The sequence below is a fragment of the Brevundimonas sp. GW821-FHT02A10 genome (genome assembly GCF_059422025.1).
In genome coordinates, this window is record NZ_JBWKWC010000009.1 from 1 (window position 1) to 14,326 (window position 14,326).

Sequence of the window (14,326 nt, forward strand, 5' to 3'; positions counted from 1 at the left end):
CCGGCCCCGGCCGCTCCGGTCGCCGCGGCTCCGGCGCCGACGCCCGCTCCGACCCCGGCCCCCGCGCCGCGTCCGGCCCCCCCGGCCCGTCCGGTGGTCAATTTCGGCCAGCGCGTGCCCAAGGCCCAGCCTGCCCGCGCCCCGATCGACCGTCCGGCCTTCGGCGCCCGCTCGGCGCGTGAAGAAGCCATGGGCGGCGGTGAGAAGTCTTATACGGACCGTCCGACCACGGCGCCCCGTCCCGGCGGCGCCCCGGCCAAGCCGGCCGAGCCCGTTCGCTATTCGGCCCTGAACCCGCGTCCGGCTCCCGGCGCCGCCCGTCCCGGCGGCCCGCGCACCGGCCCCGGCGGTCGTCCGGCCCCGAACCAGCCCCCGGCCCAGGCCGAGGTCGCCCGTCCCAGCCGCGCCCCGGGCGTCGGCTTCGGCCGTCCGGCCAAGCCCGAGGACGATCGCGACAAGCGTTTCTCGGACGCCGGCAAGGCCGTCAGCCGCACGCGCGGCGAGCCCAAGCGCCGCGAAGGCCGCCTGACCATCCAGTCGGTCGCCGGCGACGGAGACACCGCCGAGCGGATGCGTTCGCTGGCCTCCGTGCGCCGTGCTCGCGAACGCGAGAAGGAAAAGCGCAAGGGCGGCTCCACCGATGCGCCGAAGACCGCGCGTGAAGTGGTCATCCCTGACGTCATCACCGTGCAGGAACTGTCCAACCGGATGGCCGTGCGCGGCGTCGACATCATCAAATTCCTGATGCGTCAGGGCATGATGATGAAGATCAACGACGTCATCGACACCGACACGGCCGAACTGGTGGCCGACGAGTTCGGCATGACCGTCAAGCGGGTGTCGGAATCCGACGTCGAAACGGGCTTCCTGTCCGACGCCATCGACGACGAGGCGACCACGCCGCGCGCGCCGGTCGTGGCCATCATGGGCCACGTCGACCACGGCAAGACCTCGCTGCTCGACGCCCTCCGCACCACCGACGTGGCCGCGGGCGAGGCCGGCGGCATCACCCAGCACATCGGCGCCTATCAGGTGCGGACAGCGAGCGGCCAGGCGGTCACCTTCCTCGACACCCCGGGCCACGCGGCGTTCAGCGCCATGCGGACCCGCGGCGCCAATGTCACCGACATCGTGGTGCTGGTCGTGGCGGCCGACGACGGCGTCATGCCGCAAACGATCGAAAGCATCCAGCACGCCAAGGCGGCCGGCGCTCCGATCATCGTGGCGGTCAACAAGATCGACAAACCGGACGCCAATTCGCAGAAAGTCGTCAACGAGCTGCTGCAGTACGAAGTCATCTCGGAAGCCCTGGGCGGCGACACCCAGATCGTAGAGGTCTCGGCCAAGGCCAGGACCAACCTCGACGGCCTGATCGACGCCATCCTGCTGCAGGCCGAGGTCATGGACCTCAAGGCCGATCCGGAACGCTCGGCCGAAGGCGTGGTCATCGAGGCCAAGCTGGACAAGGGTCGCGGCCCGGTCGCGACCGTTCTGGTCAAGCGCGGCACCCTGAAGCGTGGCGACATCGTCGTCGCCGGCTCCGCCTGGGGCAAGGTTCGCGCCCTGCTCGACGAGCGCAACGCCCAGCTGACCGAGGCCGGCCCGTCCGTTCCGGTCGAGATCCTGGGTCTGGACGAGGCCCCGTCGCCCGGCGAACCGCTCGCCGTCGTGGACTCCGAAGCCCGCGCCCGCGAGCTGACCGAGTACCGCGCCCGCGTGAAGCGCGAGAAGGCGACCGGCGGCATCAACCAGGTCTCGCTGGCCGACATGATGTCCAAGCTGGGCTCCAAGAAGATCTCGGAGCTGCCGGTCCTCATCAAGTCTGACGTCCAGGGTTCGGGCGAAGCCATTCAGGGCTCGCTCGAGAAGATGGGCAACGACGAGGTTCGCGCCCGCGTGGTCTTCTCCGGCGCCGGCGGTATCACCGAAAGCGACGTCACCCTGGCCAAGTCGGCCGGGGCCCCGATCCTCGGCTTCAACGTCCGTGCCTCGAAACAGGCGCGCGACCTGGCTGATCGTGAGGGCGTCGAGATCCGCTACTACTCGATCATCTACGACCTGCTCGACGACATGAAGGGCGTGCTCTCGGGCATGCTGGCGCCGCTGCAACGGGAAACCTTCCTGGGCAACGCCGCCGTGCTTCAGGTCTTCGACATCTCCAAGACCGGCAAGATCGCCGGTTGCCGGGTGTCCGAAGGCGTGGTCCGCAAGGGCGCCAAGGTCCGGATCATCCGCGACGACGTCGTGGTTCTGGAACTGGGCACCCTGCAGACGCTCAAGCGCTTCAAGGACGAGGTCAACGAGGTCCCGTCGGGTCAGGAGTGCGGTATGCACTTCCAGGGCTTCCAGGACATCAAGGTCGGCGACTACATCGAGTGCTTCACCGTCGAAGAGATCAAGCGCACGCTCTAGTCAGGGCACTGCCGCTCGTCCCCGGGTCCGATCTGCGATCGGCCCGAGGACAGGCTCTGCGGACGCTCGCTGCCTGAGCGCGGCAAGCGTCCGGATTGACAACAATGGCCCGCCGTTCCGTAAGGGGCGGCGGGCTTTTGCCAAGCTTCCGCCGTATAGTCCCGGGATGAAGCCGTCATGTCTTCTCGTCTGACTGCATTGATCGCCTCCGTACTGGCTGTGTCCGCCCTCGCCACGCCGGCGGCGGCGGGGACCAGCTATCTGGCCTATAATCCGTCGGACCGGATCACCACGGCCCTGACGCGAGGCGTGACGCTGGAGGTTCATCGCGGCCTGTTCGGCGCGGTGGCCATTCGCCGGATCATCTCAACGACCTCGCGCGGTTCGGCCGATATCCGGCGCGGCGGCCCCGATCAGGCCCGGCGCGCCCTGCCTGACCATGCGGGCGAGACCACCGTCTACACCATCCCGTCCGACGGCGACGGCCGTCCCCTGGCCCGCGCCCTGTGCCCCGGCGCCGAGGAGACCTATCTGGTCGTCGGTCTGGTGCGCGCCGTTCGCCCCTTGAAGATGCATGCGGTCGGCCGATGGGCCGACGGCCAGTACCGTCACTGTGTCGAGCTGTCCTACGATTATCGTGGTGAATGGGCCCTTCCGCCGCGCAGCGGTTTTGGCGGCAGCGACAACCCGCTGCCCGAGCGGCCGTAACGCCATGGGGATCCGGGGGGCTCTTCTTGCAGGCATAGTCGGGGCGTTCGCCGCCCTGTGGACCTGGACCGCGCCGGGCGATCCGGCCCTGTGGCCGAAAGCGTCGGGTGACGAGGGTGTCCCGCTCTATCTGCTCGACAACGGCTTCCACACCGACATGGTCGCCCCGCGCGCGGCGCTGATGGCCCGGCCGGGCCCCCTGGCCGACGCCATCGCGACCCTCGGTCCCGGCGACTGGATCCTGATCGGCTGGGGCGATGCGAAATTCTATGTCGACCAGAGCCCGATCCAGTCGCGCCTGCCCGACGGCGCCCGCGCCTTCTTCCATCCGGGCAATCCGTCGGTCCTGATGCTGCGGCCCGAGACGGTCGCGCCCGAACAGGCCTTCCTGCCGGAGGGGCGCCGCCGTCTGGTCCTGTCGCAGGCCGGGTTCGAGGCCATGGACCGCCGTATCGAGGCCAGTCTCGACCTGTCGACCGGCAAGCCGCGCGTCGCCGCCACCCGGCCCGGCGACCCGGTCCGCTTCTTCGCCAGCCGCGAAACCTTCTCGGTCCTGCACCTGTGCAACCACTGGGCGGGCGAGGTCCTGAACGCCGCCGGCCTGCCGATCCGCCCGGTCCAGACCATCCTCTCGGCCGAGATCGGGCGCACGGCGGATCGGGCAAAACTGGACTTTGCGGCCTCGGGGGCCTAGACCGCCCGACTTCCCTTTTGAAGGGCGCTTTCAGGCCGGGTCCGATCCCCGGCGAGCGACGAGGATCCCGCGATGAGCAACCGCAAGCCCAAATTCCAGAACGCCGGTCCGACCCAGCGCCAGCTACGTGCGGGCGAGCTTGTCCGTCACGCCCTGGTCGAGATCCTGCGCGAGGAGGAGATCCACGACGAGGCGCTCAAGGACGTGTCGATCACCGTCACCGAGGTGCGGCTGTCGCCCGACCTGAAACACGCCACCTGTTTCGTCGAGCCCCTGGGCGCCGGTGTAGAGACGGCGCCGACCGCCGGCCATGAGAGCGAGATCATCAAGGCGTTGAACGCCCACGCCAAATTCCTGCGTGGCCAGCTGGGCCGCCATCTGGACATGAAGTTCACGCCCGACCTGCGCTTCCGCCACGACGAAAGCTTCGACGCCGCCAGCCGTATCGACCGCCTGTTCGACGACCCCCGCGTCCGCGCCGACCTGCAGGCGGGTCACGAGGACGAAGACGGCGAATGATCCGCGCGTCAGGCCGTCAGGCCGAACTCGCCGACCAGAAACGCGTACCAGTCGGGCAGGGCCGCCCTCAGCCGCTCGCGCGTGGACGGCGGCCGCGCCGCCCGGCCCCACAGGGCGACCGATCCGGTCATGGCGAAGAACTCGTTGATGTTCGACAGCATATAGGCCTGCGCCGGCCAGTCGCCGCTGCGCTTCGCCTGAGCGAAAGCGGCGACGAGGTGCGGGTTGTCCCGCGCGCCCGTCAGGCGTCGGGCCTGATAGACGTGCAGAAGTTCGTGCAGCAGGACCGGGTTCTCGGGCGGCGAGACCGCGTCGTTCAGGGTCAGGCCGTTGCGGTCGACGCGGCCCGGCATGTTCAGTGTCGGATCGACGGTCAGGCGTACGCTGCGGAACCAGACCTTGATGTCCTCGCGGATGTTCAGGCTTTCGACCAGATCGATCTGCTGACGGATGTACGCCCCCACCGTCGCGCGCTTTCCGGACGCCGCCGCGGTCATGTCGACGGTGAAGCCGCGGTAGGCGAAGACCGGGTCGTCTTCGGCCAGGGCGGGGGCCGCGACCACGGCCAGAAGGCCGGCGGCCACGATGCGGCGGGTCATCATCATTTCGGGCGCTCCGGCGTCTCAATCCATTCCTCTTACACGGAGATCGGCTGATGGGCCGTCGCAAGAAGGGCGAGGTCGTCAACGGCTGGGTCTGCCTGGATAAACCCTTCGAGATGGGCTCGACCGACGCCGTGTCGAAGATCCGCCGCCTGTTCAACGCCCAGAAGGCGGGACACGCCGGGACGCTGGACCCTCTGGCCTCGGGTATCCTGCCGATCGCGCTCGGCGAGGCGACCAAGACCGTGCCCTTCATGATGGAGGCGGAGAAGATCTATCGCTTCACCGTCCACTGGGGGATTTCGACCGACAGTATTGATCGCGAAGGCGAGATCATCGGCCGCTCCGACGTGCGGCCCTCGCTGGAGGCGGTCAAGGCGGCCCTGCCGGCCTTCGTCGGCGAGATCGACCAGACCCCGCCGCGCTTCTCCGCCATCAAGGTCGACGGCCAGCGCGCCTATGACCTGGCCCGCGACGGCGCCGAGTTCGAACTGGCCAGCCGCAAGGTCGTAATCCACGAGGCCGAGGTCACCGACATGCCCGACGCCGACCATACGGAGATCACCATCCGCACCGGCAAGGGCGTCTATGTCCGGTCGCTGGCGCGCGATCTGGCCCTGGCCCTGGGCGCCGAGGGGCATGTCTCGGCCCTGCGGCGCGAGAAGGTGGGGCCGTTTTCGGTCGATAACGCCGTCACACTGGATTTCCTGACCGATCTGGTGCATAGGGACGCCGCCTTTGAAGGCCTGCTGCCCGTAGCGACCGCCCTGGACGACATCCCGGAGCTGGCCATTACGGAACAGGACGCCTTCTCGCTTCGTCAGGGACGACCGATCGTTCTGCTCCCCCGACAGGTCGAAACGCTCAGGAGCCGCCTTCGGGACGGCGACAGAACCGTTTCAGCCTTTCACGGACAGACCCTCGTCGCTCTCGGTCAGTTGCGGGCCGGCCGGCTAGAACCCGACCGCGTTTTCAATCTTTCCTGACTCCGGTCAGGGGACTCCAACCTGGAGAATACGATGTCGATTACTGCTGAACGCAAGAACGAAGTCATCGCCGACAACGCCCGCTCCGCTGGCGACACCGGCTCGGCCGAGGTCCAGGTCGCGATCCTGTCGGAACGCATCGCCAACCTCACCGAACACTTCAAGACGCACAAGAAGGACAACCACTCGCGCCGCGGCCTGCTCAAGATGGTCTCGCAGCGTCGTCGCCTTCTTGACCACCTGACCAAGGTCGACAAGGAGCGTTACACCGCTCTGATCACCAAGCTGGGCCTGCGCCGCTAAGCGCTCCCGGCGACAACGGTTTCGAGGCGCGGGCCATGTCCGCGCCTCTTTCCGTAACTAGAGACCAGCCGCGCGCTGCGGTACCTACGGCGCAGGACCTGATCGGTTGAGGCTCTTGCCGAGGCCGTGAATCGGGTCCCGAGAAATGACGCGAGGGCTCGAGAATAGTCCTCAACACTCCCGGATCGACCGCGATGGCGTGGCGATCCATGGATCGAAGGACTGAACGCCCGACGCATCCAGCCCCACTGATGGGACCCCGGCCGGAATACGCCGCCCGGGACACGAAAGAAGAATAATGTTCGATATCAAACGCAAGACGATCGACTGGGCCGGCCGCCCGCTGACCCTGGAAACGGGCCGCATCGCCCGCCAGGCCGACGGCGCCGTTCTGGCCACCTACGGCGAGACCGTCGTCCTCGCCACCGTCGTCTACGGTCGCGCGCCCAAGCCGGGCCTGGACTTCTTCCCGCTGACCGTGAACTACCAGGAAAAGACCTTCGCCGCCGGCAAGATCCCGGGTGGCTACTTCAAGCGTGAAGGCCGTCCGACCGAGAAGGAGACCCTGGTCTCCCGCCTGATCGACCGCCCGATCCGCCCGCTGTTCGTCAAGGGCTTCAAGAACGAGACCCAGGTCGTCGTCACCGTCCTGCAGCACGATCTGGAAAACGATCCGGACGTCCTGGCCATGGTCGCCACCTCGGCCGCCCTGACCATCTCGGGCGTGCCCTTCATGGGCCCCATCGCGGCCGCCCGCGTCGGTTACATCGACGGTGAGCTGGTCCTGAACCCGACCATCGACCAACTGCCCGACTCGCAACTCGACCTCGTCGTCGCCGGCACCGCCGACGCCCTGATGATGGTGGAATCGGAAGCCAAGGAACTGTCGGAAGACACCTTCCTGGAAGCCCTGATGTTCGCCCAGCGCGGCATGCAGCCGGTCATCGAAGCGATCATCGAACTGGCCGAACACGCCGCCAAGGAGCCCTTCGACTTCCAGGCCGAGGACCACTCGGACGTCGTCACCGCGATCCAGTCGCTGGTCGGCGACGACATCAAGGCCGCCTACACTCACACCGCCAAGCATGACCGCCACAACGCCGTCGGCGCCGCCAAGAAGAAGGCCGCCGAGGCCCTGGTGAAGACCGAAGAGAAGCCGGACGGCGTCGAATCGGCCAAGTTCGCCACCGCCTTCAAGGAATGCGAAGCCCACGTCCTGCGTCGCGACATCATCGACAACGGTCACCGCGTCGACGGCCGCGCCCTCGACAAGGTCCGCTCGATCGTTTCGGAAGTCGGCGTCTTCCCGCGCACCCACGGTTCGGCCCTGTTCACCCGCGGTGAAACGCAAGCCATCGTCGTCGCCACCCTCGGCACCGGCGAAGACGAGCAGTACATCGACGCCCTGACCGGGACGTACAAAGAGAAGTTCCTGCTGCACTACAACTTCCCTCCCTACTCGGTCGGTGAAACCGGTCGTATGGGCGGCGCCGGTCGTCGTGAAATCGGTCACGGCAAGCTGGCCTGGCGGGCGATCCGTCCGATGCTGCCGTCGGCGGAAGACTTCCCCTACACCATCCGTCTGGTCTCCGAGATCACCGAGTCCAACGGCTCGTCCTCGATGGCCACGGTCTGCGGTTCGTCGCTGGCCCTGATGGACGCCGGCGTGCCCCTGAAGAAGCCCGTCTCGGGCATCGCCATGGGCCTGATCCTGGAGCCGTCGGGCGAGTTCGCCATCCTGTCGGATATCCTGGGTGATGAAGATCACCTCGGCGACATGGACTTCAAGGTCGCCGGCACCCGTGACGGCATCACCTCGCTGCAGATGGACATCAAGGTCGCTGGCATCACCGAAGAGATCATGAAGAAGGCCATCGCCCAGGCTTCGGCCGGCCGCCTTCACATCCTCGACGAGATGGACAAGGCCATCGACGGCGCCCGCACCGAGCTGGGTGAGTTCGCGCCCAAGATCGAGTCCATCAAGGTCCCGGTCGACAAGATCCGCGACATCATCGGCACTGGCGGCAAGATCATCCGCGAGATCGTCGAAAAGACCGGCGCCAAGGTCAACATCGAGGACGACGGCACCGTCAAGATCGCCGCTTCGGATCAGGAGAAGATCGACGCCGCCAAGAACTGGATCTCGTCGATCGTCTCCGAGCCCGAGCCCGGCATGATCTACTCCGGCAAGGTCGTGAAGGTCGTCGACTTCGGCGCCTTCGTGAACTTCTTCGGCGCCAAGGACGGTCTGGTCCACGTGTCGCAGATCGCCCTGGAACGCGTCGCTAACCCGGCTGACGTCCTGTCCGAGGGCCAGGAGGTCAAGGTCAAGTTCCTGGGCTTCGACGATCGCGGCAAGACCAAGCTGTCGATGAAGGTCGTCGATCAGGAAACCGGTGAGGACATCACCGACAAGATCAACGCCGAGCGCGCCGAGCGCGGTGAAGCCCCGCTGACCGAAGACACCGGCGGCGGCGGCAAGAAGCGTGAAGGCGGCGGCGAAGGCCGCGGCCGTCGCCCGCGTCGCGACTAGTCGCACGCAGCACCGCTGAACCGATCGAGGCCCCGCTGGAAACAGCGGGGCCTTTGTCGTTTTGACGGGCCAAACGTCCCGCCCATTACCGAAACATAATGTGGGCTTCCGCATCCACGGCGGAGGTCAGGCGCCTCTTTCCTTCAGGGCGCGAGTGTTGCGCCGGGAGGATCCATCATGTCTGCCATCGTTCTCGCACGGGGCTCGCGCCCCGGCCGCGTTTCGCTGTCCCGTGCCCGTCGCGCAGGTCTTCTCGGTGTCGCCGCGCTGCTGCTCTCGGCGGCGCCGGCCCTTACCCAGGATATCGCCCGTATGGACCAGATCATCCGCGCCTCCGTGGACGAGGGTGAGTTTTCGGGCTCGGTTCTGGTGACGCGAGGCAATCAGGTGCTGCTGGACCGAGGCTATGGTCTGGCCGACCGCGAATGGGGCGTCGCCAACGACGGCGATACCCGGTTCCGGCTGGCCTCAGTCAGCAAGCAGTTCACCTCCGTCGCCATCCTGCTGCTGGCGGAACAGGGCCTTGTCGATCTCGACGCCCCGGTGAAGACTTGGCTCCCGGATGCGCCGGCCGCCTGGGACGCGGTCACCGTCCGGCATCTCATGTCGCACACTTCAGGCATTCCCGACCTGACCCGCTTCGACGATTTCGAAGCACTCAAGACCCGGCCCACCACGGTCGCCGCCCTGATCGCCCGGTTCAGCGACCGCCCGCTCGAGTTCGCGCCGGGCGCCCGCTGGGCCTATTCCAACTCGGGCTACATCCTGCTGACCGCCGTGATTGAGAAAGCCAGCGGCCAGCCCTATGCGACCTTCATTTCCGAACGCCTGTTCCAGCCTCTCGGCATGACCGCCAGCGGCTATGACGAGGCGACGAAGATCCTGCCGCATCGCGCCTCCGGCTATGTCCGTACCGACGAGGGCTTCGCCAACGCCGACTATGTCGACATGACCGTCCCTCAGGGCGCGGGCGGCCTGTATTCGACCACCCATGATCTTCTGAAGTGGGAGCAGGGTCTGTTCAGCGGTCGGGTGCTGAAGCCGGCTTCGCTCGCCCTCCTGACCACCCCGGTCCGCAACGACTATGCGTTGGGACTGATCTCCAAAGAGCAGGATGGTCACCGGATCATCAGCCACAACGGCGCGATCGAAGGCTTCAACACCTGGATGGCCCGCGCTGACGACGGGATGACGGTCGTGGTGCTGGGCAATCTGAACGGACCGGGTCCGGACAAGCTGGGTCCGACCCTGATGACCCTCGCCCACGGCGGAGCGGTCACCCTTCAGACCGAACGGCAGGCGGTCTCCGTCACGCCGGACGTCCTCGCCGGCTACGCCGGTGTCTATGAAGCCTCCCCGGCCTTCGCCATCACCGTTTCGGTCGTCGATGGACGGCTCATGGCTCAAGCCACGGGTCAGCCCGCCTTCGAACTGTTCGCGGAGAAGACCGACGGCTTCTTCCTCAAGGTCGTCGACGCCCAGCTCAGTTTCGACCGTGACGCCTCGGGCGCGGTGACCGGGCTCGTTCTGCATCAGGGCGGTCACGACCTCCCCGCGCGCAAAACGAAGTAGTCGGCCTGATCGAGGCCCCGCTGGAAACCGCGGGGCCTTTGTCGTTTCGGGAGCGGGCGGCTATGGCTGGGCGATGGCCCCCAAAGCGATCCCCGCAGAAAAGCCCGACGAGGCCGACTACAGCCGCAGCATGGGCGGCAAGGCGCTGGGCGCGCGGCTGCGGCGGCTGTCGGAGCGGATCGACGGCGACGGCACGCGGATCTACGCCGCCCGGGGTCTGGTGTTCGAACAGCGCTGGTTCGGCGTCCTGAACCAGATGGTGCTCAAAGGTGCGACGACCGTGGGCGAGATCGCCGCCACCATGCGCATCACCCACGTCTCGGTCAGCCAGGCCTGCCGTTCGCTGGAGAGGGCGGGGATCATCGCCTCGGCCCCTGATCCTGCCGACGCCCGGCGCCGCATCCTGTCCCTGACGCCCGAGGGCTCGGCCCTGGTCGAGCGGATGTGGACCCTGTGGCAGGCCTTCAACGCCGCCGCCGCCGAGATCAATGAAGAGGCGGGCGACGTGGTCGCGGCGCTGGATCGGCTCGACGACGCCCTAGCCCGCAAGTCCCTCTTCGACCGGATCCTTGAGCGGATCGACGACCTCCCGCCCGGGACCGATTGACGAATTAGGTAGTTGCCTACATATCTGTGTCGACGCCACGCGTGGGAGACGGACCAATGACCTTCACGACCGACCGCCGGACCGTTCTCTCGGGCGCCGCCGCCCTCGCCTTCGCGCCCCGGTTCGCCGCGGCTCAAACCGCCCCGCAAACGCCTGACGACGCCATCGCTCGCCTCTACCGCTCGGCCGTGGTCATCAACGGCAATCTGGTCGGCCCGTTCGATGACGCGGCGCCGCTGGACGCCGCGACGGCGGCCCAGGTCCACGCCTCCGGCCTGACGGCGTTCAAGCTGTCGATCGGCGGCTCTTCCGGTGGCTATGCCGAGACCAGCGCCGACATCGCCGCCATCGACAAGGCCATCGGCCTCAGCCCCGACGTCTATATGAAGATCAACCGCCTCGAGGACTTTGCCGAGGCCAAACGGACAAACCGGGTCGGGGTTATCTTCTCGTTCGAGGCCGCCGACATGCTGGACGGCAAGGTCGACAATATTGACCATTTCAGCGGCCTGGGCGTCCGGGTCATGCAGCTCAGCTACAACACCGTCTCCCCCTTCGCCTCGGGCGTGATGGCGGCCCAGCCCTCGGCGGGCCTGACGCCTCTGGGCCGCGAGGCGGTGGCCCGGATGAATGCGACCGGCGTCACCCTCGACCTCAGCCATGCCGACGAGGCCTCGACCCTTTCGGCGATGGCCGCCTCGACCCGGCCTGTGGCCATCACTCATGCCGGCTGCGCCGCCGTTCATGCCCATCCCCGCAACAAGTCCGACGCCGTCCTGCGCGCGGTCGCCGACAAGGGCGGCGTGGTCGGAATCTATGAACTCAGCTACCTGTCGGAGGGGCCGGAGCAGCAATCGCTGGACGTCTATCTGGCCCATATGCTCCACGCGCTGGACGTCTGCGGCGAGGACCATGTCGGCATCGGCTCGGACGCCATCCTGACCCCCTTCGACACCTCGCCCGCGAGCATGGCCGAATGGGACGCCTCCATCGCCGCGCGCAAGGCCGCCGGTGTCGGCGCTCCGGGCGAGGGCCGTCCGCCCTTCGTCGAAGGACTGAACCGGCCCGACCGCGCCGAGGTCATCGCCCGCGCCCTGCTGGATCGCGGCCAGCCGGTGCGGGTGGTCGAGAAGATTCTCGGGACCAATTTCCAGCGGGTGTTCGCCGAGACTTGGCCGGTCTGAAAACACAGCAAGGTTTGCACTGGACAGGATGTCGCAGCCCTTCCATGCATCGGGCATGACCGATGTCGCGCCCCCCGCTCTGGAACCCCAGACCTTCAGTCCGCTGGAAAAGCGGGTGACCCTGATCGCCCTGATGATCGTCTTCCTGCTGTCGGCGCTGGACCAGACCATCGTCTCTACCGCCATGCCGAGGATCGTAGCCCAGCTGTCGGGGCTGGATCTCTATCCCTGGGTGACCACGGCCTATCTGCTGGCGTCGACGGTGATGGTGCCGATCTACGGCAAGCTGTCGGACATCTACGGGCGCAAGCCCATTCTGGTGATCGGCATCGTCCTGTTCATGATCGGGTCGATGCTGTGCGGCCTCGCGGGCGAGTTCGGATCCCTGCCGCTGCTGGGCGGCGGCATGACCCAGCTGATCGTCTTCCGCGCCATCCAGGGGCTGGGCGGCGCGGCCCTGATCACCTCGGCCTTCGCCGTCATCGCCGACCTCTATCCGCCCCGCGAGCGGGCCAAGCTGGGCGGCCTGTTCGGCTCGACCTTCGGTCTGGCCAGCGTCATCGGCCCCCTGATCGGCGGCTTCTTCACCGACCTGCCGACCGCCCATCTGCTGGGTTATGACATCGCCGGCTGGCGTTGGGTCTTCTACATCAACCTGCCTCTGGCGGGCCTGGCCCTGTTCATGATCCTGGTCGAGATGCCGCGACTGACCCATAGAACGGGCGGCAAGATCGACTTCGCCGGGGCCGCCCTGCTGCTGACCACCTTCGTGCCCCTGCTGCTGGCCCTGAGCTGGGGCGGGACGGCGGGCTGGAGCGCGCCACATATCCTCGGCCTGTTCGCCGTGGCGGCGGTGTCCCTGATCGCCTTCCTGATCGTCGAGAGCCGCGTTGCCAACCCGGTCATCTCTCTGGCCCTGTTCAGGAACCGCACCTTCGCCACGGCCAATCTGTCGGCCTTCCTGATGTTCATGGCCTTCATGGGCATGGTGTCCTTCCTGCCCCTCTATATGCAGCTGGGTCTGGGCCTGCCCGCGACGACCAGCGGTCTGGCCATGATGCCCCTGACGGTCGGACTGATCATGGCCGCCACGGCCTCGGGTTTCCTCGTCAACAAACTGGGGCGCTACAAGCTGGTGATGATCTTCGGCGCGGCCCTGACCTCGCTGGCGGCCTTCCTCCTGTCCCAGACCCCGTCCGACGCGACCCTGTTCGACCTGATGTGGCGGGTGACCCTGCTGGGCCTCGGGCTCGGTCCGGCGCAGAGCGTCTTCAACCTCGCCTCCCAGAACGCTGTGCCGCGCGACCAGCTGGGCGTCGCGACCAGCGCCGGCCAGTTCTTCCGTCAGGTGGGCTCGACCGTGGGCGTGGCGGTCTTCGGCGCGGTTCTGACCCACAATCTGGCGGCGCCGATGACCCATCGCTCGACTGCCGAGCCCTCGGCCCAGGTCCAGGCCCTGTCTCTGGCTGATCTGGAGAAGCTGGCCCTCGCTACCCGGGTTCAGGCCCAGCCGGGCGCCCCGACCGCCGCCGCCGTCGATCCGGCGGTGCGCGAGACGGTCACCGGGGCCATCCTCGGCGTCATCTTCGCCGGCTTCGTCGTCTGTCTTCTGGGGCTGATGGCGACCCTGCTCGTGCCTGACCTGCCGCTGCAGGCGCGCGGCAAGCCCGAGCCGCTGGATCGAGCGCTCGGCGAGGCGCCCGGAGAGCCCCCGGCCGACCCTGCTTAAGAGCGAGCCCCCGGCCGACCCGGCTTAACGGATCAGGCCGCGCACTCGGCGGGCTTCGTCTCACCCGGGCCGTACATGGCGCAGGAGCGGTCGATCTCCCCCTGGATGGCGGCGCATTCGTTCTGGGCGTTGCACGGCGGATGGGTCGCAGGGCTGACGGCGATGCAGCGCCGGACCAGTTTCGCGGAGGCGGCGGCCCCGATGTCCTCGGCGCAGCTCTTCACGGGCGTCGGGGGGACCGGATCGGTGATCGTGGCCTCGGCCTCTTCCTGGGGCGGGGCGTCCTCGGGCATCACCGGCGTCTGGGCCGGAGCCGAGGCGACCTCGGCCTTCTTTTCCGGAGCGGGCTCACCGCAGGCCGACAGCAGGGGCGTGGCCAGCAGCAGGGCCGCCGACATCATCGCCAGAGAAGTCAGTCCACGCATCGGCACGCCTCCACGGTCATTCAAAGATCAGGGAACGGCGCGGACGATGCCT

13 protein-coding genes are annotated in these 14,326 nt (G+C 67.6%); 11 read left to right on the forward strand and 2 right to left on the reverse strand.

Going from position 1 to position 14,326, the window contains the following annotated elements; translation table 11 throughout:
* The 4 genes from infB to rbfA form a co-directional block, all read left to right on the forward strand.
* A partial coding sequence (gene infB / locus AC07U0_RS17845) for a translation initiation factor IF-2 (RefSeq protein WP_494721320.1) occupies positions 1-2,412 on the forward strand: 2,412 nt, incomplete at its 5' end.
* 177 nt (positions 2,413-2,589) lie between these two features.
* The gene (locus AC07U0_RS17850; RefSeq protein ID WP_494721321.1) at positions 2,590-3,120 is read left to right on the forward strand and encodes a hypothetical protein; all 531 of its coding nucleotides are present in this window, start codon (positions 2,590-2,592) and stop codon (positions 3,118-3,120) included.
* A 4-nt stretch (positions 3,121-3,124) separates the two neighbouring features.
* On the forward strand, positions 3,125-3,814 hold the full coding sequence (locus tag AC07U0_RS17855) for a DUF2459 domain-containing protein (RefSeq protein WP_494721322.1): 690 nt from the start codon (positions 3,125-3,127) through the stop codon (positions 3,812-3,814).
* A 72-nt stretch (positions 3,815-3,886) separates the two neighbouring features.
* A complete protein-coding gene (gene rbfA / locus AC07U0_RS17860) occupies positions 3,887-4,333 on the forward strand; it encodes a 30S ribosome-binding factor RbfA (protein ID WP_494721323.1) in 447 nt (148 codons plus the stop codon).
* An 8-nt stretch (positions 4,334-4,341) separates the two neighbouring features.
* Here the strand turns inward: rbfA and AC07U0_RS17865 are convergent, their stop codons facing one another.
* Positions 4,342-4,938, reverse strand: a complete 597-nt coding sequence (locus AC07U0_RS17865; RefSeq protein ID WP_494721324.1) for a hypothetical protein — start codon at positions 4,936-4,938, stop codon at positions 4,342-4,344.
* A gap of 50 nt (positions 4,939-4,988) precedes the next feature.
* Between AC07U0_RS17865 and truB the strand changes: the two genes are divergently transcribed.
* The 7 genes from truB to AC07U0_RS17900 all read left to right on the forward strand — a co-directional run bounded on the left by truB (position 4,989) and on the right by AC07U0_RS17900 (position 13,849).
* A complete protein-coding gene (gene truB / locus AC07U0_RS17870) occupies positions 4,989-5,921 on the forward strand; it encodes a tRNA pseudouridine(55) synthase TruB (protein ID WP_494721325.1) in 933 nt (310 codons plus the stop codon).
* Between the two features lie 33 nt (positions 5,922-5,954).
* Positions 5,955-6,224 (forward strand): 30S ribosomal protein S15, encoded by a 270-nt coding sequence (rpsO, locus tag AC07U0_RS17875; RefSeq protein ID WP_207869956.1) that lies wholly within the window; start codon positions 5,955-5,957, stop codon positions 6,222-6,224.
* A 298-nt stretch (positions 6,225-6,522) separates the two neighbouring features.
* The gene (gene pnp / locus AC07U0_RS17880; RefSeq protein WP_494721326.1) at positions 6,523-8,757 is read left to right on the forward strand and encodes a polyribonucleotide nucleotidyltransferase; all 2,235 of its coding nucleotides are present in this window, start codon (positions 6,523-6,525) and stop codon (positions 8,755-8,757) included.
* A gap of 177 nt (positions 8,758-8,934) precedes the next feature.
* Positions 8,935-10,329 carry a serine hydrolase gene (locus tag AC07U0_RS17885; RefSeq protein WP_494721327.1) on the forward strand — a complete coding sequence of 465 codons (1,395 nt, stop codon included), beginning with the start codon at positions 8,935-8,937 and terminating at the stop codon, positions 10,327-10,329.
* A gap of 73 nt (positions 10,330-10,402) precedes the next feature.
* Positions 10,403-10,936 carry a MarR family winged helix-turn-helix transcriptional regulator gene (locus AC07U0_RS17890; protein WP_494721328.1) on the forward strand — a complete coding sequence of 178 codons (534 nt, stop codon included), beginning with the start codon at positions 10,403-10,405 and terminating at the stop codon, positions 10,934-10,936.
* 56 nt (positions 10,937-10,992) lie between these two features.
* Positions 10,993-12,120, forward strand: a complete 1,128-nt coding sequence (locus tag AC07U0_RS17895) for a dipeptidase (protein WP_494721329.1) — start codon at positions 10,993-10,995, stop codon at positions 12,118-12,120.
* A gap of 55 nt (positions 12,121-12,175) precedes the next feature.
* A complete protein-coding gene (locus tag AC07U0_RS17900; RefSeq protein ID WP_494721330.1) occupies positions 12,176-13,849 on the forward strand; it encodes an MDR family MFS transporter in 1,674 nt (557 codons plus the stop codon).
* A gap of 32 nt (positions 13,850-13,881) precedes the next feature.
* Here the strand turns inward: AC07U0_RS17900 and AC07U0_RS17905 are convergent, their stop codons facing one another.
* The gene (locus AC07U0_RS17905) at positions 13,882-14,274 is read right to left on the reverse strand and encodes a hypothetical protein (RefSeq protein WP_494721331.1); all 393 of its coding nucleotides are present in this window, start codon (positions 14,272-14,274) and stop codon (positions 13,882-13,884) included.
* Positions 14,275-14,326: the final 52 nt, after the last annotated feature.